At 60.9% G+C, this 24,312-nt stretch carries 22 protein-coding genes; 9 read left to right on the top strand and 13 right to left on the bottom strand.

The genetic code is table 11. From position 1 onward, the window contains the following. Positions 1-76 precede the first annotated feature (76 nt). The 3 genes from BLS87_RS29860 to BLS87_RS29850 form a co-directional block, all read right to left on the bottom strand. A complete protein-coding gene (locus BLS87_RS29860) occupies positions 77-352 on the bottom strand; it encodes a hypothetical protein (RefSeq protein ID WP_074758486.1) in 276 nt (91 codons plus the stop codon). A gap of 280 nt (positions 353-632) precedes the next feature. Continuing rightward, on the bottom strand, positions 633-2,003 hold the full coding sequence (locus BLS87_RS29855) for a GntT/GntP/DsdX family permease (protein WP_074758484.1): 1,371 nt from the start codon (positions 2,001-2,003) through the stop codon (positions 633-635). Between the two features lie 167 nt (positions 2,004-2,170). Continuing rightward, positions 2,171-3,064 carry a LysR family transcriptional regulator gene (locus BLS87_RS29850; protein ID WP_074758482.1) on the bottom strand — a complete coding sequence of 298 codons (894 nt, stop codon included), beginning with the start codon at positions 3,062-3,064 and terminating at the stop codon, positions 2,171-2,173. A gap of 132 nt (positions 3,065-3,196) precedes the next feature. Between BLS87_RS29850 and BLS87_RS29845 the strand changes: the two genes are divergently transcribed. From BLS87_RS29845 to BLS87_RS29835, 3 genes are all read left to right on the top strand, one after another. Further along, entirely contained in the window at positions 3,197-3,898 is a 702-nt protein-coding gene (locus BLS87_RS29845; protein WP_062390523.1) for a CoA transferase subunit A, read from the top strand. A gap of 86 nt (positions 3,899-3,984) precedes the next feature. Further along, positions 3,985-4,641 carry a CoA transferase subunit B gene (locus tag BLS87_RS29840; RefSeq protein ID WP_074758480.1) on the top strand — a complete coding sequence of 219 codons (657 nt, stop codon included), beginning with the start codon at positions 3,985-3,987 and terminating at the stop codon, positions 4,639-4,641. Between the two features lie 292 nt (positions 4,642-4,933). Beyond that, complete coding sequence (locus BLS87_RS29835) at positions 4,934-6,352, top strand: short-chain fatty acid transporter (protein WP_074758478.1); 1,419 nt, start codon at positions 4,934-4,936, stop codon at positions 6,350-6,352. 23 nt (positions 6,353-6,375) lie between these two features. Here the strand turns inward: BLS87_RS29835 and BLS87_RS29830 are convergent, their stop codons facing one another. Further along, positions 6,376-7,269 (bottom strand): LysR substrate-binding domain-containing protein, encoded by an 894-nt coding sequence (locus BLS87_RS29830; protein WP_074758476.1) that lies wholly within the window; start codon positions 7,267-7,269, stop codon positions 6,376-6,378. Between the two features lie 102 nt (positions 7,270-7,371). Here BLS87_RS29830 and BLS87_RS29825 point away from each other — a divergent pair, with 102 nt between their 5' ends. After that, a complete protein-coding gene (locus tag BLS87_RS29825) occupies positions 7,372-8,298 on the top strand; it encodes a DMT family transporter (protein WP_074758474.1) in 927 nt (308 codons plus the stop codon). A gap of 981 nt (positions 8,299-9,279) precedes the next feature. Here the strand turns inward: BLS87_RS29825 and BLS87_RS29815 are convergent. Continuing rightward, on the bottom strand, positions 9,280-9,768 hold the full coding sequence (locus BLS87_RS29815; protein ID WP_074758470.1) for a MarR family winged helix-turn-helix transcriptional regulator: 489 nt from the start codon (positions 9,766-9,768) through the stop codon (positions 9,280-9,282). Positions 9,769-9,920: 152 nt separating this feature from the next. On the opposite strand from BLS87_RS29815, the gene BLS87_RS29810 reads away from it, so the two are divergent. After that, positions 9,921-11,492 carry an MFS transporter gene (locus BLS87_RS29810; protein ID WP_074758468.1) on the top strand — a complete coding sequence of 524 codons (1,572 nt, stop codon included), beginning with the start codon at positions 9,921-9,923 and terminating at the stop codon, positions 11,490-11,492. Here the strand turns inward: BLS87_RS29810 and BLS87_RS29805 are convergent. Then, a complete protein-coding gene (locus BLS87_RS29805) occupies positions 11,480-11,806 on the bottom strand; it encodes an antibiotic biosynthesis monooxygenase family protein (RefSeq protein ID WP_074758466.1) in 327 nt (108 codons plus the stop codon). The two genes, BLS87_RS29810 and BLS87_RS29805, sit on opposite strands and share 13 nt — an antisense overlap. Then, positions 11,803-12,522, bottom strand: coding sequence for a CTP synthase C-terminal region-related (seleno)protein (locus BLS87_RS29800; protein ID WP_074758464.1), 720 nt, complete (start codon positions 12,520-12,522; stop codon positions 11,803-11,805). The genes BLS87_RS29805 and BLS87_RS29800 overlap by 4 nt, the downstream gene beginning before the upstream one ends. Positions 12,523-12,611: 89 nt before the next feature. On the opposite strand from BLS87_RS29800, the gene BLS87_RS29795 reads away from it, so the two are divergent. After that, positions 12,612-13,502, top strand: coding sequence for a LysR family transcriptional regulator (locus tag BLS87_RS29795; RefSeq protein ID WP_341845442.1), 891 nt, complete (start codon positions 12,612-12,614; stop codon positions 13,500-13,502). Positions 13,503-13,535: 33 nt separating this feature from the next. Here BLS87_RS29795 and BLS87_RS29790 read toward each other — a convergent pair whose 3' ends face one another. Further along, the gene (locus BLS87_RS29790; protein ID WP_083370793.1) at positions 13,536-14,600 is read right to left on the bottom strand and encodes a LacI family DNA-binding transcriptional regulator; all 1,065 of its coding nucleotides are present in this window, start codon (positions 14,598-14,600) and stop codon (positions 13,536-13,538) included. Positions 14,601-14,786: 186 nt separating this feature from the next. On the opposite strand from BLS87_RS29790, the gene hisD reads away from it, so the two are divergent. Both hisD and BLS87_RS29780 read left to right on the top strand, forming a co-directional pair. Then, complete coding sequence (hisD, locus tag BLS87_RS29785) at positions 14,787-16,094, top strand: histidinol dehydrogenase (RefSeq protein WP_074758458.1); 1,308 nt, start codon at positions 14,787-14,789, stop codon at positions 16,092-16,094. A 139-nt stretch (positions 16,095-16,233) separates the two neighbouring features. After that, the gene (locus BLS87_RS29780) at positions 16,234-17,625 is read left to right on the top strand and encodes a GntP family permease (RefSeq protein WP_074758456.1); all 1,392 of its coding nucleotides are present in this window, start codon (positions 16,234-16,236) and stop codon (positions 17,623-17,625) included. On the opposite strand, the gene BLS87_RS29775 is transcribed toward BLS87_RS29780, so the two are convergent. From BLS87_RS29775 to BLS87_RS29755, 5 genes are all read right to left on the bottom strand, one after another. After that, the gene (locus BLS87_RS29775) at positions 17,622-18,530 is read right to left on the bottom strand and encodes a helix-turn-helix transcriptional regulator (protein WP_074758454.1); all 909 of its coding nucleotides are present in this window, start codon (positions 18,528-18,530) and stop codon (positions 17,622-17,624) included. The two genes, BLS87_RS29780 and BLS87_RS29775, sit on opposite strands and share 4 nt — an antisense overlap. Positions 18,531-18,646: 116 nt before the next feature. Then, a complete protein-coding gene (locus tag BLS87_RS29770; protein WP_074758451.1) occupies positions 18,647-19,336 on the bottom strand; it encodes a fumarylacetoacetate hydrolase family protein in 690 nt (229 codons plus the stop codon). Positions 19,337-19,558: 222 nt separating this feature from the next. Continuing rightward, positions 19,559-20,323: an SDR family oxidoreductase gene (locus BLS87_RS29765; protein WP_074758449.1), complete on the bottom strand. Its 765-nt coding sequence runs from the start codon at positions 20,321-20,323 to the stop codon at positions 19,559-19,561. Positions 20,324-20,388: 65 nt separating this feature from the next. Further along, positions 20,389-21,324, bottom strand: a complete 936-nt coding sequence (locus BLS87_RS29760) for a 2-hydroxyacid dehydrogenase (protein ID WP_074758536.1) — start codon at positions 21,322-21,324, stop codon at positions 20,389-20,391. 58 nt (positions 21,325-21,382) lie between these two features. Then, the gene (locus tag BLS87_RS29755) at positions 21,383-22,741 is read right to left on the bottom strand and encodes a GGDEF domain-containing protein (RefSeq protein ID WP_074758447.1); all 1,359 of its coding nucleotides are present in this window, start codon (positions 22,739-22,741) and stop codon (positions 21,383-21,385) included. A gap of 300 nt (positions 22,742-23,041) precedes the next feature. Here BLS87_RS29755 and BLS87_RS29750 point away from each other — a divergent pair, with 300 nt between their 5' ends. Then, complete coding sequence (locus tag BLS87_RS29750; RefSeq protein ID WP_143024515.1) at positions 23,042-24,169, top strand: glycerophosphodiester phosphodiesterase; 1,128 nt, start codon at positions 23,042-23,044, stop codon at positions 24,167-24,169. The last annotated feature ends 143 nt before the right edge of the window (positions 24,170-24,312 follow it).

The following is a 24,312-nucleotide window of genomic DNA, read 5'->3' as shown; positions in this document are numbered from 1 at the left end:
CACACTGACTTTTAACCATACAGTTTCAAGTAAATCGCAATCGTCAGGAAACTGTTACCACCTCGAAGCAACCCACTCAGCCTTGGCGCGCTTTGGACGGTGTATTGACCTGAGCGTTGACTTCACCACGGTTATCGAACTCGTGCGCTTGCTGCATCTGTGGCTGAGCCATCAGCTGGTTTTTGCGAGCCTGATAGTCGTCGTAGGACAAGCCGCGACGGTTCAGGTCTTCAAGGGCGAGTTGGTGAGTTTCTTCAGCGGTGTAAGGGCGCAGTTCAGGATGATTGCCAGCGGCACAGCCAGAAAGAACGGCAACTGAAAGCAGCATGGCAAGGGCAAGAAGACGGTTCATGAGAGACTCCATTCGGCTCGTTTCGGGAATGAGCCAAGGCTACGCCCCGCCCCGTTCGAGCAGAAATCAGTCGTCTTGATAGTCGGTATTGGCTGTGCCGACGCGGTCTGCCTGCTTCACCGGCCTTATCGGCATGGTGCAGGAGACGCGTGACCTGTGGGAGCTGCCGGAGGTTACGACGGTGGCGAATGCGGTAAACGCGGTCTTCCTGACGTACTGCATTCGCCACCGTCGTAACCTCCGGCAGCTCCCACAGAGGATCGGTGAAGGTCGGAAACTGTTAAACCAACCAATGCCACAGCAGCAGCGTGCCGATCAGTCCGACCACCGAGACGATGGTCTGCAGCACCGACCAGACCCAGATCGTCTGTTTGAGTTGCAGGCCGAAGTACTCGCGAACCATCCAGAAGCCCGCATCGTTCACATGGCAGAAGAACACCGAACCTGCACCGATCACCAGCGCCACCAGCGACGCTTCAATCGGCGCAAGGCCGGCCATCATTGGCGCGAGGATGCCTGCGGTCGTCGTGGTCGCAACGGTCGCGGAGCCTGTCGCCTGACGCAATGCCACGGCGATCAGCCACGCCAGCAGCAGGTAAGGCATGTGCGCGCCTTCGGCCACTTTGCTGATGGTCTGGCTGACGCCGGCATCCAGCAACGTCTGCTTGAGGCCGCCACCCGCGCCAATCGTCAGCAACAGCACAGCGATCGGTGCCAGGCTTTTGCGCAGCGTGCCGCCCACGTGCTCCCGGGAGATGCCATTGGCCCAACCCAGGCAAACCGTGGCCGCCAACACGGCAATGCCCAAGGCCACCAACGGCTCGCCGAGGAATTTCAGGGTCAGTGCAAGGTTGCTCTCCGGCTCCAGGGCGATCTTGGCCAGCGTACTGCCGAGCATCAGGATCACCGGTAGCAGGATGATCAGCAGGGAGATACCAAAACCCGGCTGACGCGCGACACCGGGACTGGCCGAAAACAGCTCGCCCAATTCAGCCGGTGCTTCGATATGCAGACGCTTGGACAACCAGTTGCCATAAATCGGGCCGGCGAGAATCACCGCAGGAACGGCGATGCACAAACCCAACAACATCGTCAGGCCCAGGTCCGCGTGCAACGCGCTGACCGCAATCAGTGGCCCAGGGTGCGGAGGCATCAGGGCGTGCAGCGTGGTCATGCCCGCCAGTGCCGGAATGGCAATTTTGAGCAGCGGCTGGTTGGACTGGCGCGCCATGACGAAGATGATCGGCACCATCATCACCAGCCCCACTTCGAAGAACAGCGGCAAGCCGATGACCATCGCCACCAACGCCATCACCCACGGCAGCGTCTTGCCTTTGCCCAACTTGAGCAAGGTGGATGCAATTCGATCTGCCGCTCCCGACTCGGCCATCAGCGCGCCCAGCATCGCACCCAGCGCGATGATGATCCCGGCCTCGCCCAGAATGCCGCCCGCGCCCTTGCTGAACGCTTTTGCGACTGCCTCCGCTGGCAACCCCGCGCCTATCCCTGCGATGAAAGTGCCCACCAGAATCGACAGAAACGGCGGGAGTTTGGTGGCGCTGATCAGCACGATAATCGTGGCGATGGCGATCAGGCAGCAGATGATCAAGCGGGTGTCATGGAACACCCACGCAGCAGACGACAAATCCAAGCGGAACCCCTTATCGTTCGATTCTTATTGAAAGATGATCCGAAACAATTTGTTTCAGATGGCCAAACGATACCGGATGCGGCAAGACGTCGCAGCGATTTTTTCATAGAAAGTGGCCGAAAAGACCTGTCATTCATCCATTCATCTAAATGAATCGGCTCAGTCGCTTAAACCACAGGCGCTTGGGCGCATTCAATCAACACATCCTTCAACGCCTGCGCCGCGGCCGACAACTTGTGATCGGCCAAGGTCATCAGGCCGATCCGTCGTTCGATGCGCGGGCCTTCCAGGGCGATGCAGCGCGCTCCCAATTCTTCCATCTGCTGAATACACAACGAAGGCACCGCGCTCACGCCCAAACCGTTGGCGACCATACGTCCCACCGTCGACAGTTGATGACTTTCAAATGCAACCGAGAGCTTGCCGTGCTGGGTCTGCAGGTCCTGCTCCAACAACAGACGCACCGCCGACGGGCGTTGCAGGGTGATGAAGTCATGGTGCAGCAGTTCGTCCCAAGTGACTTGCGCACGCTCGGCCAGCGGTGAATCCATCGGCACTACGGCGACAAACCGGTCCAGGTAGAACGAGGTAAAGGTCAGGTTGTTGCTCGATTCGGGCTCAAACCCGATGCCAAGTTCGACCCGACGGTGATCGACCATTTCCAGCACTTGTTCATTGATCACGTCGTGCACCGCCACGTTGACCCGTGGATAGCGCTCGCGGAACACCTTGAGCGCAATAGGCAGCAGGTTGCCGGCGAACGACGGCATCGCCGCGACCGAAACCTTGCCCATTTGAAGCGTGAAGCGCTGGCGCAACAGCTCTTCGGTGTTGTCCCAGTCGGCGAGCAGTTGCCGGGCCAGCGGCAACAGCGCCTCGCCTTCCGGCGTCAGGCTGACATTGCGCGTGGTACGCGCCAGCAGTTGCCCACCCAGATCGTCTTCAAGCGCCTTGATGGTCAGGCTCAGCGCGGGCTGGGAGAGGTGCAGCCGCTCTCCGGCCTGAGCAAAACTCAAACATTGCGCCACCGCCAGAAACGCCCGAAGCTGCTTCACGTTCATATATTTTGTTTTCTTATCAATCTATGAAAAAAACAAAATTAACAAATCATTGATGCAGAGAGAAGATGCAGTCAACGCTCTCTGACAGCCCGATTGTCAGACACAACTACAACGAAGCGGGGTCGCATCATCATGGCTGGACTCGACAAACGAGTGGCAACGTACGAAGAAGCCCTTGCCGGGCTGACTGATAACATGACTGTTCTGGCTGGTGGTTTCGGTCTGTGCGGTATCCCGGAAAACCTCATCGCGCAAATCAAGCGCATGGGCGTGAAAGGCCTGACGGTGGTTTCCAACAACTGCGGCGTCGACGGTTTTGGTCTGGGCGTCCTGCTCGAAGACCGCCAGATCCGCAAGATGATCTCTTCCTATGTCGGCGAAAACGCCCTGTTCGAACGCCAGTTGCTGAGCGGCGAACTTGAAGTCGAACTCACCCCGCAAGGCACCCTCGCTGAAAAACTGCGCGCTGGCGGCGCCGGCATTCCCGCTTTCTACACCGCTACCGGTTACGGCACACCGGTGGCTGAAGGCAAAGAAACCCGCCAGTTCAACGGCCGCAATGTGATCCTGGAAGAAGCCATCACCGGCGACTTCGCGATCGTCAAAGGCTGGAAAGCCGACCACTTCGGCAACGTGGTCTATCGCCATACCGCGCAGAACTTCAACCCGGTCGTTGCCACTGCGGGCAAGATCACCGTGGTGGAAGTCGAGGAGATTGTCGAGCCGGGCGTATTGCTGCCAACCGAGATCCACACCCCTGGCATCTATGTGGATCGCGTGATCCTGGGCACGTTCGAGAAACGCATCGAGCAGCGCACGATCAAGAAATCCTGACGCGCCGAGTCGATTCGACACCCTCCATTGATTTTTCCGCAGACGATTCTTGAGCCTGCCGGACACAATAAAAGAGACCCACGATCATGGCACTCTCCCGCGAACAAATGGCACAGCGCGTTGCGCGCGAACTGCAAGACGGCTTCTACGTGAACCTGGGCATCGGCATTCCGACCCTCGTCGCCAACTACGTACCCGACGGTATCGACGTGATGCTGCAATCGGAAAACGGCCTGCTCGGCATGGGTGAGTTCCCGACGGAAGCGACCATCGACGCCGACATGATCAACGCCGGCAAACAGACCGTGACCGCGCGCAAAGGCGCGTCGATCTTCTCCTCCGCCGAGTCATTCGCCATGATCCGTGGTGGCCATGTCGACCTGACGGTGCTGGGCGCTTTCGAAGTCGACGTCGAGGGCAACATCGCCTCGTGGATGATTCCCGGCAAGCTGGTGAAAGGCATGGGCGGCGCGATGGACCTGGTCGCCGGGGCCGACAACATCATCGTGACCATGACCCACGCGTCCAAGGACGGGGAATCCAAATTGTTGTCGCGCTGCAGCCTGCCGCTGACCGGCGCTGGCTGCATCAAGAAAGTCCTGACCGACCTGGCGTACCTGGAAATCAAGGACGGCGCCTTCATCCTGCGCGAAACCGCACCGGGCGTGACCGTTGAGGAAATCGTCGCCAAGACCGCCGGCAAGCTGATCGTGCCGGACGATGTGGTCGAGATGAAGTTCTGAGAGGCCTGAGCTGTCGCGTACCCTGTAGGAGCGCGCTTGCCCGCGATGAGCGCCTGTCCGTACACCCACGCAGTGTCTGAACAATCGCTTCGCGGGCAAGCGCGCTCCTACAGGGTACGCGCCATCCTCTACTCTCTTGATACACCGGCGTCATACCGTTGTGCCATTCTGCCTCTTCAGTCATGAAGGGGCTTTGCTGTATCTAGAGCCGAACCTTTTTTGCGTCACTGCCAACACTAAAAACAGCTATTTCAAATAGCACCCGAACAATAACTCCAAGAGGTAAAACAACGTGGCCGCCGATATCGAAGAAAGCCGCTCCGCCCGATTTGCCCTGCGCTGCGCCAAATGGGCAGAACGCTGGTTCCCTGACTCGTGGGTGTTCGCCGCCCTTGCCGTGGTCATCGTCACCCTCGCAACGCTGGTCATCGGCGCTAAACCCGCCGACACCGCCAAGGCCTTTGGTGACGGTTTCTGGAGCCTGATCCCTTTCACCATGCAAATGGCCTTCGTGGTCATCGGCGGCTATGTCGTCGCCAGTTCGCCGCCTGCGGTCAAACTGATCGACCGTCTGGCGCGCATCCCGAAAAACGGCCGCTCGGCCGTGGCCTGGGTCGCGCTGATCTCCATGGTCGCTTCGCTGCTGAACTGGGGCCTGTCCTTGGTGTTCGGCGGTCTGCTGGTCCGGGCTCTGGCACGTCGCACGGATTTGAAGATGGACTACCGCGCTGCTGGCGCCGCCGCCTATCTGGGTCTGGGCGCGGTGTGGGCTTTGGGTCTGTCGTCCTCGGCTGCTCAGCTGCAAGCCAACCCGGCCAGCCTGCCCCCGTCCATTCTGGCGATCACCGGGATGATCCCGTTCACCCAGACCATCTTCCTGTGGCAATCCGGCGTGATGCTGCTGGCGCTGGTGGTGATCTCGATCATCGTCGCCTACGCCACCGCGCCTGGCCCGGCCAACGCCCGTGACGCCAAGGAATGCGGCGTCGATCCAGCGTTTAGCCTGCCGCCGCTGCCCCCGCGCACCCGTCCAGGCGAATGGCTGGAATACAGCCCGTTGCTGATCATCCTGATGGTCGTGCTGGCGTCCGGCTGGTTGTTCAACGAGTTCAGCACCAAGCCTGCGATCACCGCAATTTCCGGCCTGAACACGTACAACTTCCTGTTCATCATGGTCGGCGCGCTGCTGCACTGGCGTCCGCGCAGCTTCCTGGATGCCGTGGCCCGCGCAGTGCCGACCACCACCGGCGTGCTGATTCAGTTCCCGCTGTACGGTTCGATTGCCGCGCTGCTGACGACGGTCAAGGGCGGTGATGCGCAAACCGTGGCGCACCACATCTCGCTGTTCTTCACCAGCATCGCCTCTCACGACACCTACGCGCTGCTGATGGGCGTGTACTCGGCCATCCTCGGCTTCTTCATTCCGTCGGGCGGTGGCAAGTGGATCATCGAAGCGCCATACGTAATGCAAGTCGCCAACGACTTGAAATACCACTTGGGCTGGGCGGTGCAGATCTACAACGCCGCTGAAGCGCTACCGAACCTGATCAACCCGTTCTACATGCTGCCGCTGCTGGGTGTACTGGGCCTGAAAGCGCGCGACCTGATCGGTTTCTCGTTCGTGCAGTTGCTGGTGCACACACCGCTGGTGTTGTTCCTGCTGTGGGCGCTGGGCACGACGCTGGCGTACATTCCGCCTGTGATGCCGTAAAACTGCCGGAGCGTGGGTCGTGTTCATTTTGACGCGTCCCTCGCCTCCCCCATCAGCCAGACCTTCAGCGCCTGCACCGTCGGGCGCAGTATCGAATGTTTGGGCTGCACCAGGTAATACCCCTTCGACAGCGGCAAACGCTGCTCGAAGGGTTCAATCAGCGCCCCGCTCGCCACCTCCTCCTGGGTCAGCCATTCGCTGGTGATGACCACCCCCTGATTCCGCCGCGCCGCTTCAATGGCCATCAAAGACTGGTCGAAGTGGATGCCGGGAATGTTCCGCCCTTCCTGCTCACCTATACCGGCAAAGCGCTGCAGCCAGTCCGGCCAGTTCGGGTGCAAGGTGTTGTGCAGCAACGTCGCACGTCGCAGGTCGCCCGGGCTGTTCAAACCGTGCTGTTCGGCATAAGCAGGGCTGCAATAGACGCGCGCGTTATCCTGATGCAACAACTCGACGTCCAGCTCCGGCGCATGCCCGTCGAAATGCCGAATCGCCAGATCGACCCGCTCGCTGCTGAAATCGGCCAGTGTGGTCGATGAACTCAGGTGCAGGGCCACAGAGGGATGGTTTTCAAGAAAGCCGGCCATACGCCGCGCAAACCATTTGGCGGCCAGACTGGGCGGCATGTTCAGCCAGACGTTGTTGTTATGACGGTCGCGCAGCGCATGACTGGCATTGATGATCTGCAGGAGCGATGGCTGAATCTGCGACCAGTACGCCTGACCGTCGGGCGTCGGTTGAATCTGGCGGATCTGCCGCGTGAACAGCGCGACACCGAGCCATTGCTCCAGATTTCGGATCTGCTGACCCACCGCGCCGGGCGTCACGCTCAGCTCATCGGCCGCTAGAGAAAAACTGTTCAATCGCATCGCGGCATCAAAACAGAGCAAGGCTTTAAGCGGCGGAGACGTTTTCATGATGTCGTTTTTCTACTTCATATCGTAGAGATGATGATTTGTAACGGATCACATCGCCGCGCACAATCGCTATCCCACCCTTCATGCGGCTGAGCACACACCATGAAAAACATCGCCTACTTGGCCTTCGCTCTGCTCGGGCTGATCTGGGGCACGAACTTCATGTTCATGAAGTGGGCGGTGGAGTGGATTTCGCCCGCGCAGATCGTGCTGCTTCGCTCATTCTTCGGCTTTCTGCCCATCCTGATCTATGCCCTGGCGACCCGCGCGTTGAGCTGGCGCCACGTCAGGTACATCCATCATTTCCTGGTCATGGCGCTGTTGGCGACTGCGATCTACTACTACCTGTACGCTCAGGGCACCACGCTGCTTCTGTCCAGCGTGGCCGGTTTGCTGAGCGGCGTGATTCCGTTGTTCACCTTCGGCTGTGCGTTTCTGTTTCTGCGGGAAGAAAGGCTGAATGCGCGCATGACGATGGGTGTGCTGCTGGGTTTTGTCGGCGTGCTGTTGATCGCACGGCCCTGGGCTACAGGTGACGCGGCGATTTCGGTGCAGGGCGTGATGTACATGATGCTTGGCTCGCTGAGCATCGGTTGCTCGTTCGTCTACGCCAAGCGCTTCCTGACCGGCCTGAACATTTCGGCGGTGGCGCTGTGCACCTACCAGATCGGTCTGGCGCTGCTGATTCTGTTGTTGGTCACGGACAAGACCGGCATGCAGCACATCACCCAAAGCCCGAAGGCGATGATCGGGGTTTCCCTTGGATTGGGTCTGTTGGGAACCGGCGTGGCGTACATCCTTTATTACTTCATCGTTGAACGGCTCGGTGCGGTGGTGGCGGCTTCTGCGACGTACATTCCGCCGGTGATTGCGCTGTTGATCGGGATTTTCGTCGCAGGTGAGCCGGTGCATGCGCTGGATGTTGTGGCGATTGCGGCGATTCTGGGTGGGGTGTTTGTGTTGCAAAGCGGGCGACGGGTGGCGGCGCGGGAGGTTCCAGTCAAGGCCGCAGCAGCCTCGACCGTGTAGAACCAGACTTGGACCTGACGACACGACAGGTAGGGGCCGATTTATAGCGTGCGTATAGCCACTATTTTGGGTGTCATTGGCATTTTGGTCCGGCCTAACGGCCGAAGCATTCCGCCTTCTGGGCTCCTGGTTTGGCGACTCCTTCGTCGTCGTACCTTCACTCCGGCGACGCTCCGTGGGCCCGCCGCCATCGGCCATCCATGGCCGGGGGCGGCTCTCGCGGCATCCATGCCGCTCGGCCCACTCCGCATCGCCTGCGTTCAGCCTGCACCCAAGTCGCGTTTTGTGGTGTCTGGCCCATTGATGTAGAAGAGCAAAATCAACAGCAGGAGCAGGAGCAGGAGCAGGAGCAGGAGCAGGAGCTATCAGTTTGACGCTTTCCCTGTAGGAGCGTGGCTTGTCCCGCGATCTGCCGCGCAGCGGTAGCAAAACCACACAACTCGGTTGTACCTGACACACCGCATGCACCGGATTTGCTGCCGGTTCCCGGCAGATCGCGGGACAAGCCACGCTCCTACGCCTTCGGCAGAGTCAAAAGCAGAGCAGCAAGCTGCGCTGGGTTCTGCTTTTGATCTTCATACAGAGGAAGTCCAGGCACCACAAAACGCGACTTGGGTGCAGGCTGAACGCAGGTGGCGCGGAGTGGGCCGAGCGGCATGGATGCCGCGAGAGCGCTGCTAGGACATGGATGTCCGTTCAGCGCGGGCCCACGAAGCGTCGCCGGAGAGAGGGTACGACGACGAAGGAGTCGCCAAACCGGGAGTTCAACCCTTGGTTACTTGGGGTTATCAAGCAACCCGCCGAAGGCGGAACAGTTTGGCCGTTAGGACAAACCAAACCATCAGCGTCACCCCAAATAGTTGAAATGCACACCATACAAGTTAGCTTGCTGAAGAATGAGACGGGGCATTCCACGTTGATGTCGAGGATCTGCCGCATTCGCCAGCAATCACCAAGCTGGCCCCTGAAAGGAGTGACGCCTCACGCTTTATCCACCCCTTCATATTCCCCCGCCGCCACGTCAATCAGTGCCTTGCGCAATGCCAGGGCTTGTTCATGGCCGTAGCCTTTCTCGAAGCTGGCCTGGGCTTGCTCCCACAGGGGTTGGGTTTCGAGCAGTTTGTTCATCCCGGCCTGGGTCAGGCTCACGCGTCGGCTGCGCTTGTCGGCAGGGTCGACGGTGACTGACAACCAGCCTTCACGCTCAAGGGGTTTGAGGTTCTGCGCCAGCGCTGAGCGGTCGATCAGCAGAATCGCCGCCAGCTCCGACAGGCTGGTGACTTGGCTGCGGGCGATCTGCATCAGGATCGAGCGTTGGGTCGAGCGCAACCCGGAAGGCGCGAGCAGCGCATCGTAGAGCAGCGTGATACGGCGCGTGGCCTTGCGCAGATGGGTGGCGTGACAGACCACGTTCTGCGGAATGTGCAGGCCTTCCGGGACCGTCGCTGCTTTGTTGTGCACGTTACTCATCTTCCCTCCTCCGAGGACGTTGCGCGCAGGCCCATCCGGCGCCTGCGGTCCATTGATGAAAATAAGCCTTGACCGATACTGGCATATACCCGCAAATTGAAATAGGAGCATATACCTCTAATCCACTGTTCGTTTGCCTTCGAGAGCTAGCCATGAACGCCGAACACGTTTCTCCTGCCGCAGGCTTGCAGCGGTTTCTGATCCTGCTGTGCGTGTCGATCCCCTCGTTCATGATCAACCTGGACTCCAACATTGTCGCGGTCTCGCTGTCGTCCATCGCGCAGTCCCTGCACGCCGACTTCGCCGACATCGAATGGGTGATCAGCGCGTACACGCTGACCTTCGCCTCCTGCGTCATGCCGGCCGGCGCGCTTGCCGACCGCTATGGTCGCAAACGCATGCTGGTGATCGGCCTGGCCGTGTTCACCCTGGCCTCGATGTTCTGCGGTGCAGCGGGCAGTGTCGCACTGCTCAACGGCGCCCGAGCCCTGCAAGGCGTCGGTGCGGCGATCTTGCTGAGCTCTGCGCTGGCAACCCTGTCGCACACGTTTCGCGGTCCGCATCGGGCGCGGGCTTTTGCGTTCTGGGGCTCGGTGATCGGCATCGCCACCTCGCTGGGCCCGGTCGTGGGCGGTTTCATCACGCAGCATTTCGGCTGGCAATGGGTGTTCTACATCAACGGCCCGATAGGCGTCGTGATGATTGCCCTGACGCTGTACGCCGTGAAGGAATCCAGCGATCCCCACGCACGCAAGATCGATGTACCGGGCTCGATCACGTTCTGTGGCAGCCTGTTCCTGATCACGCTGGCGTTGATTACCGGTAACCACGCAGGCTGGAGCAGCCCGCAGATTCTCATCGAATTCGCCAGCGCGGCCGTGCTGTTCGCCCTGTTTCTCATTGTGGAACTCAAGCAGCATCGTCCGATGCTTGACCTCAGCTTCTTTCGCCGTCCGACCTACATCGGCGCCAATATCGCGGGGCTGGCCTACGCCTCGGCGTTGCTGACGATGTTCACGTATCTGCCGATTTATTTTCAGAGCGGCCTGGGGCTCAGCCCGCAAAAGGCCGGGTTGTTGATGCTGCCCATCGCGGTGCCGTTGTTTGTGGTCCCACGCATCGTCGCCAACTACCTGACCCACCGTTTCAGCGGCCGCGCGTTGCTGACCTTCGGCCTGGCAACCATCGGCGTCGGCCTGCTGTGGCTGGGCGCCCACGCGTTGAGTTTCGATTACACCTCGATGGTCGCCGGACTGCTGATCGCCGGTATCGGCGCTGGCATCCTCAATGGTGAAACCGCCAAGGTCAGCATGTCGGTGATCCCGCCAGAACGTGCCGGCATGGCCTCGGGGATTTCAGGAACGGTGCGTTTCACCGGCATTGTGGTGGGCTTCGCAGCGCTGGGGGCGATTCTGTTTTCTCGGGTGTCGGCGACGCTGGCGAGCGGTTTGCCGGCCGACTCGGCGATTGATCCGGTGTCGTTGACCCGCCGCATCGCAGCGGGCGACCTGTCGGGCGGCCCCCTGGCATCGTCAAGCGGCATCGACCTGCAGGCATTGGCGTTGCACAGTTTCGGCAGCGGTTACCAGGCCATCCTCTGGGTAGGTGCTGGTATCGCCCTTATCGCCGCCTTGCTGGCGTGGTTGCTGGTACGCAGCGCCGACACCGCACCGACGCCACGTCATATCGAGAACCCTGGTGCTGTAGTGCCTCAGGCGGAATAACGGTAGTTGCGCTCGACCTTGCTGACCCGCGTGGTGCAGTGCCGGTACCAGGTCGAGCGACCCCGCTCACGGATCGCTCGGTGTTCAGGGTTTTCCTTCCACGCCAAGATTGCCCCTTCGCTGGACCAGTACGACACCGTGATCCCCAGGCCATCCTCACCGCGCGTCGATTCAACGCCGAGAAATCCGGGCTGCTCGCGAACCAGTTCGAGCATCCGATGCGCTGCCTCTTCGTAAGCTTCGGCCTCTTGGGTGGTGCGGGTCGAGGTGAAGATCACCGCGTAGTAAGGAACGGCAAACATATCGGTCATCATCGCGTTGCCGCTCCCGGTTGAGCACACGCCTGCACAAATGCCCTGACCAGCGGCGGTATGTCGCCTTGCAACGCCGCGCGCTCGGGTTGAAACAGCGTGGCGACAAAAAATGGATGCCCCTGCAGTTCCATCGCGCGTACTTCATCCTGTTCATCGTATCCACTGACCTTCAGCGGCCCGGCGAAGACCTCCGCTTCCAGCGCCTTTCGCAGCCCGTAACGGCAGCGATAACGCTCTTGGGTGTGCAGTGCGCCATAGGCCTCGGCAATCCGCGAACCCGCCAGCAGCCGAATCGGCGCGAACGCCTCGACCAGCGAACAACTGAGCGGTGTGATGATGGCCCGCGCAGAATCAGGCGCTGTCTCGGCGTGCTCGGCGTCCGACCAGCCGAGGTAATTGCGCGCGTACTCCAGCAACGCGTGCTGGAAACCGCCACACGTGCCCAGAAACGGCACCTGTTTTTCGCGGGCGTAACGTATGGCCGTGAGTGCACCCTTCATGTCGCGATAGGGGCTGGCCGGGACGCACCAGATCCCGTCAAACGCTTGAAGCCCGGCACCCTCACCCACCTCGGGCGTTGGCAGCCAGTGAAACTCGACGACGATGCCGGTCTCGCCTGCCACTCGGTCCAGCGCCACGGGAATCGCCTGATGCGCCGGTACGCTCTCGTCATAGTCACCCACCAAGGCAATGCGGATGTCGTGCTTCTGCTTCATACCTGCTCCCTGATATCAAAACGCTTTGCGATAGGTCCGGGCGGGACTATAAGCTTGTCGCCGTGCAATCAACATGGGCGCTCAGGCAAGTGATCAATGCAGCCGTGCAATACCGAATCAACCACGCCGACCTCGCCCTGATCCTCGCGCTGGTGCGCGGCAGGACCCTGGCGCGCGCTGCCGAACAGCTCAACGTAGATGTGTCGACGGTGTTTCGCTCGGTGCGTCGGCTGGAGGCGTCGGTCGGCACCGCGCTGTTTGAAAAAAGCCGTGCCGGGTATCAACCCACCAGTGCAGCGCTCGCCCTTTCTCAACAGGCGGAAAGCGCGGAACAAGCGCTGGCTCTGGCGCAGATCAGTCTTGAGCAGGGCCAGCAGATCGTCAGCGGAACGGTGCGCCTGACGTGTACCGAAGCGGTGATGCAAAGCCTGCTGCTGCCCGCGTTACGCCGTTTCATGCCGGCCTATCCGGGCCTGAAACTGGAACTGAACACCTCCAGCACCTTCGCCAACCTGAGCCGTCGCGACGCCGACATCGCTCTGCGTCTGACCAACACGCCGCCGGAGCATCTGGTCGGCACGCGCCTGGGCACCGTGGCGTACCACGTCTGCGCCAGCGAGGAATACCTGCAGCGCGCGGGCTCTGTCCCGCTTGAAGACCTGCACTGGATTGCACCGGACGATTTTCTACCGGACCACCCCACCGTCACCTGGCGGCGCCAGCAATGGCCTCGGGTGAACCTGGCGTATCGCTGCAGTTCGATGCTGGCGGTGGCACAACTGGTACGCGCCGGGATGGGGGTCGCGGCGCTGCCTGACTTCATGCTGCGTGAAGGCGAACTCCGGCAACTGGGCGAGCCGCTCGCAGGCTACGACACGGCCCTGTGGCTGCTCACGCGTCCGGATTGCCGTGCGTTGCGCTCGGTGTCGGCGCTGTTCAGCGAATTGAGCCGAAACCTCGCGCTGGCCTCAACCGACTGAGCGACAAGGCAGGCGCGGGATCGATACCTCGAATCAAGGCTGCCAGATACGCTCGCCATCGACCTCGACAATCCCGCTCGCGGGCAGCCTTGCGGTCTGGCGCACGATCATTCTGCCCGGCACGATTTCCTGGATAGCCGATGTACCGGGATCCGCCAGTTGGGCACAAATGATATTCACCGCGCGACCGATCATTTCAGCCAAAGGCTGCTCGAACGTCGTCAGACCGAAGATGGGCCATTGCCCTTGCGGCAAGTCATCGAAGCCGACGATGGACACGTCCCTGCCCGGCTGCATGCGCAGCTCGTGGCAGACGTTGATCGCGGCCAACGCCATCAGGTCGTTGGCGCAAAAGATGGCGTCTGGCGGCGCATCCTGTGCCAGCAAGCGTCGGGTCGCGGTGATGGCGCCGTCGAAGGTGTAATCGCCGACTTCGCGCAGTGGCAGCGGCCTGCCCTGCTCTTGCAGGTACGCGTTGAAACCCGCTTCGCGGTCACGGTTGGTGGACGAGCTTTGCTTGCCGGCAACGAACGCCAGCCGCTCATGCCCGCCTGCCAGCAGGAAGCGCGCGATGGTGCGGCTGCCGGTGATGTTGTCGCTGGTCACGCTGGACACCGAGGTGCTGCCGTTGGTGCGGTTGAACAACACCACCGGCAAGCCGATGGTTCGGCATTCTTCGGCGAAACGTGAAGACAGGCTGGCGGACACCAGCACCAGACCGTCCACCTGATACCGCAGGATTTCTTCCAGCACCGGGTCGGAGTCTTCGTTGTTGGCCATGGAGAACAGCAGGATGCGGTAGCCAAGTTGCTCGAACGCCGCCGACAGCGATTCCAGCACTCGCGCGTAAAACGGGTTGGCCATGCCAGGAATGGCCACGCCAATCAAGTTGGAGCGCCGCGTGATCAGCGAGCGCGCCACCAGATTGGGTCGGTAACCCAGGCTGGCCGCAGCCTCCTCCACCTTGCGCCGGGTGTCGGGGGAAACGCTGGCGCCTTTGGTAAACGTGCGTGAGACCGCTGACTGGGAAACCCCCGCCAGCCGGGCCACATCGTGGGCCGTGACCGGGCGCCGCCCTCGCTCCATGTTCTCTGACATATCGCCTTAACCGCCGAAAAAAAATGATCATACCTGCCAATCAGTTCTCCCACAGCCCGCACATGAAATTCGCCCCACTTGCGCCGAGGGGGTTTGCAATCTGCCCATCATCCATTACCATCGGTTAAATTGCATACGTATGCAAACCTTCCTCACTCAATAAAAACAACCTCGCAGGAGAACACCGTGGCTAAGTGGCTCAAACAAGGCGCCGAAGCAGAAGTCATCAAAACCGCTGCCCGTGAAGTGCGCGACACCGTCGAAAACCTGTTGGCCGACATCGAGGCCCGTGGCGATGTTGCCGTTCGTGAGCTGGCGATTCGCTTCGACAAGATGGACCGTGAGGACTACCGCCTCAGCGACGCCGAGATCCAGGCCTGCATGAATCAACTCAGCGACCGCGACCTCAAGGACATCGAATTCGCGCAAACCCAAGTGCGCAACTTCGCCCAGCATCAACGCAACTCCATGGTCGACGTCGAGGTGGAAACCCTCCCGGGCGTGATCCTGGGCCACAAGCACATCCCGGTGAACGCTGCGGGCTGCTACGTCCCTGGTGGCAAATACCCGCTGCTGGCCTCGGCGCACATGTCGGTGATCACCGCCAAGGTCGCGGGCGTTCCACGCATCATTACCTGCGCCCCGCCGTTCCTGGGCAAACCGGCACCGGCGATTGTCGCCGCGCAGCACATGGCGGGCGCCAACGAAATCTATTGTCTGGGCGGCATTCAGGCGATCGGCGCCATGGCGCTGGGCACTAAATCCATCGCTCAGGTGGACATGCTGGTTGGTCCGGGCAACGCCTTTGTCGCCGAAGCCAAGCGCCAGTTGTTCGGCCGTGTGGGCATCGACCTGTTTGCCGGGCCGACCGAGACACTGGTGATCGCCGATGAAAGCGTTGACGGCGAGCTGTGCGCCACCGACCTGTTGGGCCAGGCCGAACACGGCCCGGACTCTCCGGCCATTCTCCTGACCACGTCGGAAAAACTGGCCCGCGAAACCATGGCCGAAATCGAGCGCCTGCTGCAGATCCTGCCGACCGCCGACATCGCGCGCCGCGCCTGGGAAAGCTTCGGTGAAGTGATCGTCGCCGAGGACGATGAGGAGATGCTGGCCATCGCCAACGACCTGGCCTTCGAGCACGTGCAGGTGATGACCGAAGACCCGGACTATTTCCTGAAGCACATGCGCAACTTCGGCGCGCTGTTCCTTGGTCCACGCACCAACGTTTCGTTCGGCGACAAGGTGATCGGCACCAACCACACCCTGCCGACCAAAAAAGCGGCGCGGTACACCGGGGGTCTGTGGGTCGGCAAATTCATCAAGACCTGCACCTACCAGAAGGTCACCACCGACGAAGCCTCCTCGATGATCGGTGAGTACTGTTCGCGCCTGTGCGCCCTGGAAGGCTTCGCCGGGCATGGCGAGCAAGCCAACATCCGCGTGCGTCGCTACGGCCACAAGGACGTGCCGTACGCCGGCGCCGCCCAGTAAAAAATCGCGTTCTTTGCGGGACAGGGCGAGCGGTAAAACGCGCGTCCGACAATAAAAACAATCAACCGACTGCGAGCCCTCGCCGAACCCTATACGGGTCCGGGGAGGGCTCGCCGTACCGCTTCGAAAGGATGTCCTCATGAGTGTTGTCATCGCCGTTCTGGCGTTGTGCGTTCTGATGCTGGCTGCATATCGGGGTTACAGCGTCATCATTTTTGCGCCACTGGCTGCCCTGGGCGCCGTATTGCTGACCGACCCCACCGCCGTGGCGCCGGTGTTCAGCGACCTGTTCATGGACAAGATGGTCGGCTTCATCAAGCTGTACTTTCCAGTGTTCCTGCTGGGCGCGGTGTTCGGCAAGTTGATCGAGCTGTCGGGGTTTTCCCGTGCCATCGTCAAATCGGTCATCGGCCTGCTGGGGAGCAGTCAGGTGATTCTGGTGATCGTGCTGGTCTGCGCGTTGCTGACCTACGGCGGGGTCTCGCTGTTTGTGGTGGTGTTCGCGGTCTACCCGTTTGCCGCCGAAATGTTCCGTCAGGGCAATATCCCAAAACGGCTAATGCCTGCGACCATCGCGCTGGGCGCGTTTACCTTCACCATGGACGCGATGCCGGGCACGCCGCAGATCCAGAACATCATCCCGACCACCTTCTTCGGCACTAATTCCTGGGCCGCGCCGTGGCTCGGCCTGCTGGGTTCGCTGTTCGTTTTGGTGTGCGGCATGCTGTACCTGGAGCATCAGCGCCGCAAAGCCGCGCGCGCAGGCGAAGGCTACGGCACCAACCTGCGCAACGAGCCGGAAACGCCTGAAGAGATAGCCTTGCCAAACCCGTTGATCGCCCTGTTGCCGCTGGTGCTGGTCGGGGTGATGAACCTGCTGTTCACGAAATGGATTCCGGGCTGGTACGGCGGCTCCTACGGCATTCACCTGCCAGGGCTGAAGGCGCCGATTCAGACGGACGTGGCCAAGCTGACCGCCATCTGGGCGGTACAGGCCGCGCTGCTGGTGGGCATCATCACGGTGCTGGTGTTCTCCTTCCGCACCGTCGCCAGCAAACTGGCCGATGGCAGCAAGACGGCCGTGGGCGGGGCGATGCTGGCAACGCTGAACACCGCCTCGGAATACGGGTTCGGCGCGGTGATCGCAGCGTTGCCGGGGTTTCTGGTGGTGGTCGACGGCCTGAAGGCGATTCCCAACCCCCTGATCAATCAGGCGATCACGATCAACATCCTGGCGGGGATCACCGGTTCGTCCTCGGGCGGGATGAGCATCGCGCTGGCGGCGATGTCCGACACCTTTATTGCCGCTGCGAATGCCGCGCACATCCCGATGGAAGTGATGCACCGGGTCGCGTCGATGGCAGCGGGTGGCATGGACACCCTGCCGCACAACGGCGCCGTGATCACGTTGCTGGCCGTCACCGGCCTGACCCACCGCGAGGCCTACACGGACATTTTCGGCATGACGATCTTCAAGGTGCTGGCGGCGTTCTTCGTGATTGGCGTGTATTACACGACCGGCCTGGTTTAACGCCTGGCCGCCTGCTCCCGCCGGAACTGCCCCGGCGGGACGCCGTGGGCCTTGCGGAAACGCCGGGAAAAGTACGCTTCATCGGCGAATCCACAGATCTGGGCGATATGGCTCAAGGGTTTGTCGCTGTTCATCAGGTGCGTGCGCGCAAGGCGCATGCGCCGCTCCAGCACCAGTTCCGAGAACGTACTGCCCGTCTCTTTGCGCAGCAGGTGGGTCAGGTAATTCGGCGACAAGAAGGCTGCGGCTGCAGCGTCAGTCAGGCTCATGGCCGGATCGGCCATGTGCGCGCGGATGTACGCCATCACCCGGCCCATCGCATCGCGCCGCCCTCTTCGCTCGGCCTTGTTGGCCGACAACCCGAGCAACTGAGGCTCGAACAGGTTGCAGACCTTGCCGATCAGTTGCAGCAGGTAACCGCGCAGAATCGAGCCTGACCCCAGCTGCCGCGACAGGTCCGCTTCGCGCATCTGCTCCAGCAATGCGGTCACTTGCGCGAAATCAGCGTCCTGCAGGATGAAATCCAGATGCTCCTGGAAGCGAAAAGGCGCCAGCTCCGGTGCCTCGTTGAGGGAGACATCTTCAAGGTCCATCGGATCGCATTGCAGGTGATGCAGCAAAAATTCCTGAGAGAAATTGATCAGCACGAAGTTGCCGTCTTCAGGGTGCGGAATCACATGCAGCCGATGCGGCAGGATGAACGCGAGGGTGTTGCGCGGAAACGGCCGGATAGCGCCGCCGATATGCTGCACGGTGTCGCCGCCGAGATTGATCTGGATCTGGAAATATTCGTGACGATGGGGTGATGTCAGGGCAGGACGAGCAGACTTGTCACGGATGTAGAAATCCATCCGGTCGCTGCGCTGTTGCATGCCATAGGTCTGGATGCGGGACGGGTTGGCCATCGCGGAAACACCTGAAATCACTTGGTTCGATCTGCCGCATGTTAGGCCAACAGCAGCCGTCGAACCAAGGGATTATCAGGGCGTTCAGTGCCTGCGGACGATGATCGATGTCGGGATCAAACGAGGGTCACGGTCAGCTCGGCAATGCCTTCGATCCCCGCCGTCACCACATCGCCGCGCTGCAGCGCACCGACGCCTGCCGGCGTGCCGGTGTAGATCAAGTCACCGGCTTTGACGCCCACCGATTGCGAGAGGTACGCAATCACGTCCCTGACTGCCCAGATCTGATCGGCCAGATCGCCGCGCTGACGGCTTTCACCGTTCACGTCCAGCCAGATGGAACCGGTGTCCGGGTGGCCGATCTTGCTGACCGGCAGCAGCGCAGTGGCGGGTGCCGAGGCGTCGAACGCCTTGGCCCATTCCCACGGACGCCCCATTTTCTTTGCCTGCGCCTGAAGGTCGCGACGGGTCAGGTCCAGCCCGACGCCGTAACCCCAGACGTGACTCAAGGCGTCTTGCGCAGAGATGTCCACGCCGTCCTTGCCAATCGCAACCACCAGTTCGATCTCGTGGTGCAGGTCCTGGGTCAGCGGCGGGTAAGCAATGTTGCCCTCAGCCGGCACGACCGCGTCCGCAGGCTTCATGAAGAAAAACGGCGGTTCGCGGTCAGGGTCATGGCCCATTTCGCGGGCATGTTCGGAGTAGTTGCGGCCGACGCAAAAGACGCGGCGGATCGGAAAGCGGCTGGAAGTGCCCGCCACGGCCAGCGATGGCGTAGCGACCGGTGCAATGACGAATTCACTCATGGTCATGTCCTTGATGGAAGGTTGATCGACATGACCACAGTGTGTGCTAACAACCACGGGCCGGGTTGGACAGATCCCACGGGGTTTTGGACGAAACAACGCATCTCGTATCAGCGCTGTCTTTCTGCAGGCGCACTTGCCCGCCGACCAAGGCGCCTGAGTTGACCGCCGGCTCCCGGCAGATCGCGGGCAAGCGCGCGCCTACAGATTCGCGTCAACTGGTCAGCCGCGCCCAACGAACGGCATGCTGCTGGCCATCACGGTCATGTTCAGCACGTTCGCCGACAACGGCAGACTCGCCATGTAGCTGACCGCGTCCGCCACGTGCTGCACGTTCATCGTGGGTTCCACCTGCAGCTCGCCATCGGCCTGCAACACGCCTTTGGTCATGCGATCGGTCATTTCAGTCAAGGCGTTGCCGATGTCGATCTGTCCGCAGGCGATGTTGTACTGACGACCGTCCAGCGAGGTGCTCTTGGTCAGGCCCAGCACTGCGTGTTTGCTGGAGGTATACGGCGAGCTGAACAACCTCGGCGTGTGCGCCGAGATCGAGCCGTTGTTGATGATTCGCCCGCCTTGCGGCACCTGCCGGCGCATCAGACCGAACGCTGCACGCACACATAGAAACATGCCGGTAACGTTGGTATCGATCACGTTTTTCCACTGCTCGACCGTCAACTCGTCCATCGGCACCGCAGGCGCACCAATGCCGGCGTTGTTGAAGGACACGTCCAGGCGACCGAACGTGCTTTCAATCTGCGCGAACAACGCCTCGACACTGGCCGCATCACGCACGTCGGTCGACACCGCCAAGGCTTGCTGCCCTGAGGCTTTCGCTTGCTCGGCCAGCTCGACCAACGGCTCCAGACGACGCCCCGCGAGGACTACGGCATAGCCGTCCTTGAGCAACTGGAGCGCGACGGCGCGACCTATACCACTTCCAGCGCCGGTGACCAGCGCGACTTTCAGGGCAGACGATGAAGACATGTGGGTTTCCTTTTTTGTTAGAGGGGATCGGTTGTAACCGCAATCAATCCGGTGGGCTTGCTGCCTCAGCTATGCACCGGGGTCAGCACCGGTTTGCCGGCATAAAACGCCAGCAGGTTATCGGCAACTAACTGCACCGTGCCCCGCGAGGCTTCCGGCGACAGGCCGGCGACATGCGGGGTCAGCACGACGTTGTTCAGGGTTTTCAGCGCATCCGGCACCTGGGGTTCGTCGTCGAACACGTCCAGCGCCGCACCGGCCAGACGGCCGTGCTGCAGGGCGTCGATCAACGCCTCGGTGTCCACCACACTGGCCCGCGCGATGTTCAGCAGAAAACCGTCCGCACCCAGCGCTTCAATCGCGGCCTTGTCGATCAAATGCCGCGTTCCGGCGCCGCCCGGCGTGGCCACCATCAGAAAATCGGACTCGGCGGCCAGTGCCAGCGGCGTGGCGCAGTAGTGAAAATCGACGTCCGCGCGCGGCGAACGGCTGTGGTAATTGATCTGCATGTCAAAGCCCAGCGCCCGTTTGGCAATCGCCATCCCCACTGCACCCAGGCCCAAAATACCGAGGCGTTTGTTCGCAAACGACGGCCGCGTGACCTTGCGCCACTCGCTGCGGCGTACCGATGCATCGGCTTGAGGAATATCGCGTACCACCGACAGCAGCAACGCCATCGCATGATCAGCCACGCTCGGCGCGTTCACCCCGGCGCCATTGGTCACCGTAATGCCGCGCGCTTCGGCGGCCAGCAGATCGACCTGTTCGTAACCCGCCCCGATCACACAAATGATGCCCAGCTTGGGCAGCGCCGCGATCTCATCAGCCTTGAAACCCAACGGTCCGCGCGTCAACACCGCATCGATTTCATCCCCGCGGGTCGCGACCGCCTCCGCCCGCGTCGCAGGCGTCGGCGCCAGAATCAAACGAAAACCGCTCTCCTCCAGAATCGGCAAGTACTCGTTCACGCTTTCAACCAACACCAGCACCGTCTTCGTCATCATCACTGCGCCCCGGAAAATTCGATGGGACAGACAGTAGCGCGAGTTAGAGCGGTTTTCACCCCTGAAACCGATTCCCACCAGACTTCTTCGCGGTATACATCGCCTCATCGGCATGGCGGAAGAGTTGCGCAAGGTCAGTGGCGTTTTCCGGGTAGTTGGCGATGCCGATGCTGGGCAGGATCTGCCAGTCATGGCCTTTGAGGACCATGGGCACGTTGAGGGTCTTGCAGATTTTTTCCGCAACCTTGCCGGAGTCCTCGGCGCTGTTGACCCGGTCGAGCAGTATCACGAATTCATCCCCGCCGATGCGCGCCACGGTATCGGTTTCGCGCACGCACTGTTTCAAGCGATGAGCCACTTCCTGCAGCAGCAGATCACCTGCGGCGTGACCAAGGGTGTCGTTGACCTGTTTGAATTTGTCCAGATCCAGATAGAGCAAAGCCAGACGCCCTTTACTGTTTTTCGCCCGCTCCAGTGATTGAAGCAGGCGCTCTTGCAGCAACATACGGTTGGGCAGTTGAGTCAACTGATCGTACTGGGCCATGCTCTTGAGTCGGTCGTACAACTGCTTGCGTTCAATGGCGGCCGCGACCTGGGTCGACACGAATTGCAGCAGTTCCTTGTCACGCTCGCCGTACTGCGGACAGTCAGGGTGACTCTTGACCAGCAGCGCGCCAATGATGCCGTGTTGCGTCTCCAGCGGCGCCGCGAGCCAGGACAGGCCATCGTTGCCCTGCATCCGCCTCAGGTAGTCAGGGACCGCATGGCCGGTGCCACGTAGATCGCAGGCAGGGGCCACCAGCATCGTGCGCCCCGTTCCGACGATTTCAGTCGCCAGTGCATCGGCCATGGGATGCGCTTGGGTCGGATCAAGCTCGTCGACGCGGTAGGGGAAATTCAGCAATCCGCTGTATTTATCGAGCAGCGCGACAAAAAAATTGCGGGCGGGCAGCAAATCACCGATGACGCGGTGAATCTCCTTGAACAGCGCAGGCAGATCACTGGCCACATGAGCCGCTTCGGAAATGCGGAACAGCGCCGTTCGCATGGACTCCGAGCGTTTGCGTTCAGTGATGTCCCGGGCGACGGCGATACGCAGTTGGTCGACCTCCGACCAGCGTGCCGACCACATGATGTGCACCACCCGGCCGTCTTTACGCACGTAGCGGTTCTCGAAACCCACGTTAGGCTGCCCCGACATGATCTCACCGGCGGCGGCGAGCGTGCGCTCACGGTCCTCGGGATGGACCATTTCGATCATCTTGAGGCCGATCAGCTCGTGCGGAAGGTAACCGAAAATCTGCTCCGAGGCGGCGCTGACGTAGACGAACCGACCTTGTACGTCCACCACACAGATGGCGTCCAACAGCAGGTCGACAAATCCAGTCAATGCGGCGTATGTGTTTGTTTCCATGCGAGAAAAGCCACCTGCAGAGTCAAACGGTCATGCGCCTGACGATTTAGCGTCATGAAAAATCCTGAAACTCGTCGCCATAGTGCCCAAACGCCCTGCGTTCGGCTATGTGCCGAGTGAGCATAACCTCACAACGACCGCTCGTTTCCAGCAGCGACACGCCGGTTGCCGGCACCCGACATTGCTGTTTAAGGTCTGAGTGATGCGCCTGGATAACAGTAGCGGCAAATACGCCGGTACGCGCTGCGGTGGTTTGCACCGCTTCATGAATGAATCATGCACAAAAGGAACGTCATCACCATGCTCAAAGGAATTTCCAGAACGTTGGGCACCGCCGCGCTGGCCGGTGTCATGTTGTCGTCAGGGTTTGCCATGGCCGCTAACGAGCCCGGCAAGGCGCTTGCCGCCAAGATCGGCGTACCCTGGCCTGCGGTCATTGCGCATCGCGGTGCTTCGTTCAATGCGCCGGAAGAGACAATCCCGTCCTACACCCTCGCCCGTGAACTGGGTGCCGATTACCTGGAAATGGACATCCAGCGCACCAAGGACGGCGTGCTGATCGCCCTGCACGACGACACCCTTGAGCGCACCACTAATATCGCAGAGGTCTATCCGAATCGGGTAAAAGACCCCTTGAGCACCTTCACCCTGGAGGAGATCAAGCGCCTGGATGCAGGCTCTTGGTTCAACAAGGCACACCCTGACCGCGCACGCGCAAGCTACGCAGGGCTGAAAATTCTGACGCTGGACGAGGTGATCGACATTGCCGAAGGCGGCAAGAACAAACCCGGCCTGTACATCGAAACCAAAGTGCCGGCGCAGTTTCCCGGCATCGAAGAAGACCTGAAGAAGAAACTGGAACAACGCGGCTGGCTGAGTCAGCGCCCCGCGGCGGAAAAAGGCCATGTGAACGTGGCGCACATGCCCGGCCGGGTGATTTTGCAAACGTTCGAAAAACCGAGCCTGGAGCTGCTGCAGAAGGCCATGCCGAACACGCCGAAAATCCTGTTGCTGTGGCTGGGCGACGGCTCTATCCAGGCGGCATCCGACAAGACCTTCAAAGACTCCGGCGCCAAAGACAAAGCCAGCTTCTATGCGACTCAGCAAGTGAAGTCCAAGGAAGAATTCGCGGCGTGGATGGACTGGGCAAAAGCACACGGCGCGATCGGCACCGGCCCTGCGTCCGCTTTGAAAAACGGTGGCGACCAGAGCTACATGGATCTGGTGCAACCGTGGATGAACAAGATGGCCCACGATCGTGGCCTGATCATTCATCCGTACACCGTGGATGACGCGGTGGACTTCAAGGCCATCAGCCAGCGCGGTGTCGATGGTTTCTTCACCAACCGGGCGTCGGAACTGTTGAAGTTCTACGGACGGCCGTCGAAAGAAAGCATGGATTCAATCTTGAAGCGGATCGGGTACTAGGCATCTCACAAACGTGTCACTGGCTGAACACAAAACCTGTGGGATCGTTCCAACGCTCTGCGTGGGAATGCCTGCCAAGACGCTCCGCGCCCACGTTGACGCAGAGCGTCAGTCGCTGCGTTACCACGCGGAGCGTGGGAACG

Origin of the sequence: Pseudomonas abietaniphila, assembly GCF_900100795.1 — a bacterium.
Lineage (GTDB): Bacteria > Pseudomonadota > Gammaproteobacteria > Pseudomonadales > Pseudomonadaceae > Aquipseudomonas > Aquipseudomonas abietaniphila.
The sequence above is the reverse complement of the archived record's forward strand: the minus strand, read 5'-3'. Positions and strand labels throughout refer to the sequence as shown.

Excerpts from the sequence above, each read along its gene's own strand:
- BLS87_RS29850 (WP_074758482.1), bottom strand. The coding sequence starts at position 3,064 with ATGAACGTGAAGCAGCTTCGGGCGTTTCTGGCGGTGGCGCAATGTTTG.
- BLS87_RS29760 (WP_074758536.1), bottom strand. The coding sequence starts at position 21,324 with ATGACGAAGACGGTGCTGGTGTTGGTTGAAAGCGTGAACGAGTACTTG.
- BLS87_RS29800 (WP_074758464.1), bottom strand. The coding sequence starts at position 12,522 with ATGAAGCAGAAGCACGACATCCGCATTGCCTTGGTGGGTGACTATGAC.
- BLS87_RS29805 (WP_074758466.1), bottom strand. The coding sequence starts at position 11,806 with ATGATGACCGATATGTTTGCCGTTCCTTACTACGCGGTGATCTTCACC.
- BLS87_RS29775 (WP_074758454.1), bottom strand. The coding sequence starts at position 18,530 with ATGGCCAACCCGTCCCGCATCCAGACCTATGGCATGCAACAGCGCAGC.
- BLS87_RS29810 (WP_074758468.1), top strand. The coding sequence starts at position 9,921 with ATGAACGCCGAACACGTTTCTCCTGCCGCAGGCTTGCAGCGGTTTCTG.
- BLS87_RS29815 (WP_074758470.1), bottom strand. The coding sequence starts at position 9,768 with ATGAGTAACGTGCACAACAAAGCAGCGACGGTCCCGGAAGGCCTGCAC.
- BLS87_RS29840 (WP_074758480.1), top strand. The coding sequence starts at position 3,985 with ATGGCACTCTCCCGCGAACAAATGGCACAGCGCGTTGCGCGCGAACTG.
- BLS87_RS29750 (WP_143024515.1), top strand. The coding sequence starts at position 23,042 with ATGCTCAAAGGAATTTCCAGAACGTTGGGCACCGCCGCGCTGGCCGGT.
- BLS87_RS29790 (WP_083370793.1), bottom strand. The coding sequence starts at position 14,600 with ATGTCAGAGAACATGGAGCGAGGGCGGCGCCCGGTCACGGCCCACGAT.
- BLS87_RS29860 (WP_074758486.1), bottom strand. The coding sequence starts at position 352 with ATGAACCGTCTTCTTGCCCTTGCCATGCTGCTTTCAGTTGCCGTTCTT.
- BLS87_RS29825 (WP_074758474.1), top strand. The coding sequence starts at position 7,372 with ATGAAAAACATCGCCTACTTGGCCTTCGCTCTGCTCGGGCTGATCTGG.
- BLS87_RS29845 (WP_062390523.1), top strand. The coding sequence starts at position 3,197 with ATGGCTGGACTCGACAAACGAGTGGCAACGTACGAAGAAGCCCTTGCC.
- BLS87_RS29770 (WP_074758451.1), bottom strand. The coding sequence starts at position 19,336 with ATGAGTGAATTCGTCATTGCACCGGTCGCTACGCCATCGCTGGCCGTG.
- BLS87_RS29755 (WP_074758447.1), bottom strand. The coding sequence starts at position 22,741 with ATGGAAACAAACACATACGCCGCATTGACTGGATTTGTCGACCTGCTG.
- BLS87_RS29765 (WP_074758449.1), bottom strand. The coding sequence starts at position 20,323 with ATGTCTTCATCGTCTGCCCTGAAAGTCGCGCTGGTCACCGGCGCTGGA.
- BLS87_RS29830 (WP_074758476.1), bottom strand. The coding sequence starts at position 7,269 with ATGAAAACGTCTCCGCCGCTTAAAGCCTTGCTCTGTTTTGATGCCGCG.
- BLS87_RS29780 (WP_074758456.1), top strand. The coding sequence starts at position 16,234 with ATGAGTGTTGTCATCGCCGTTCTGGCGTTGTGCGTTCTGATGCTGGCT.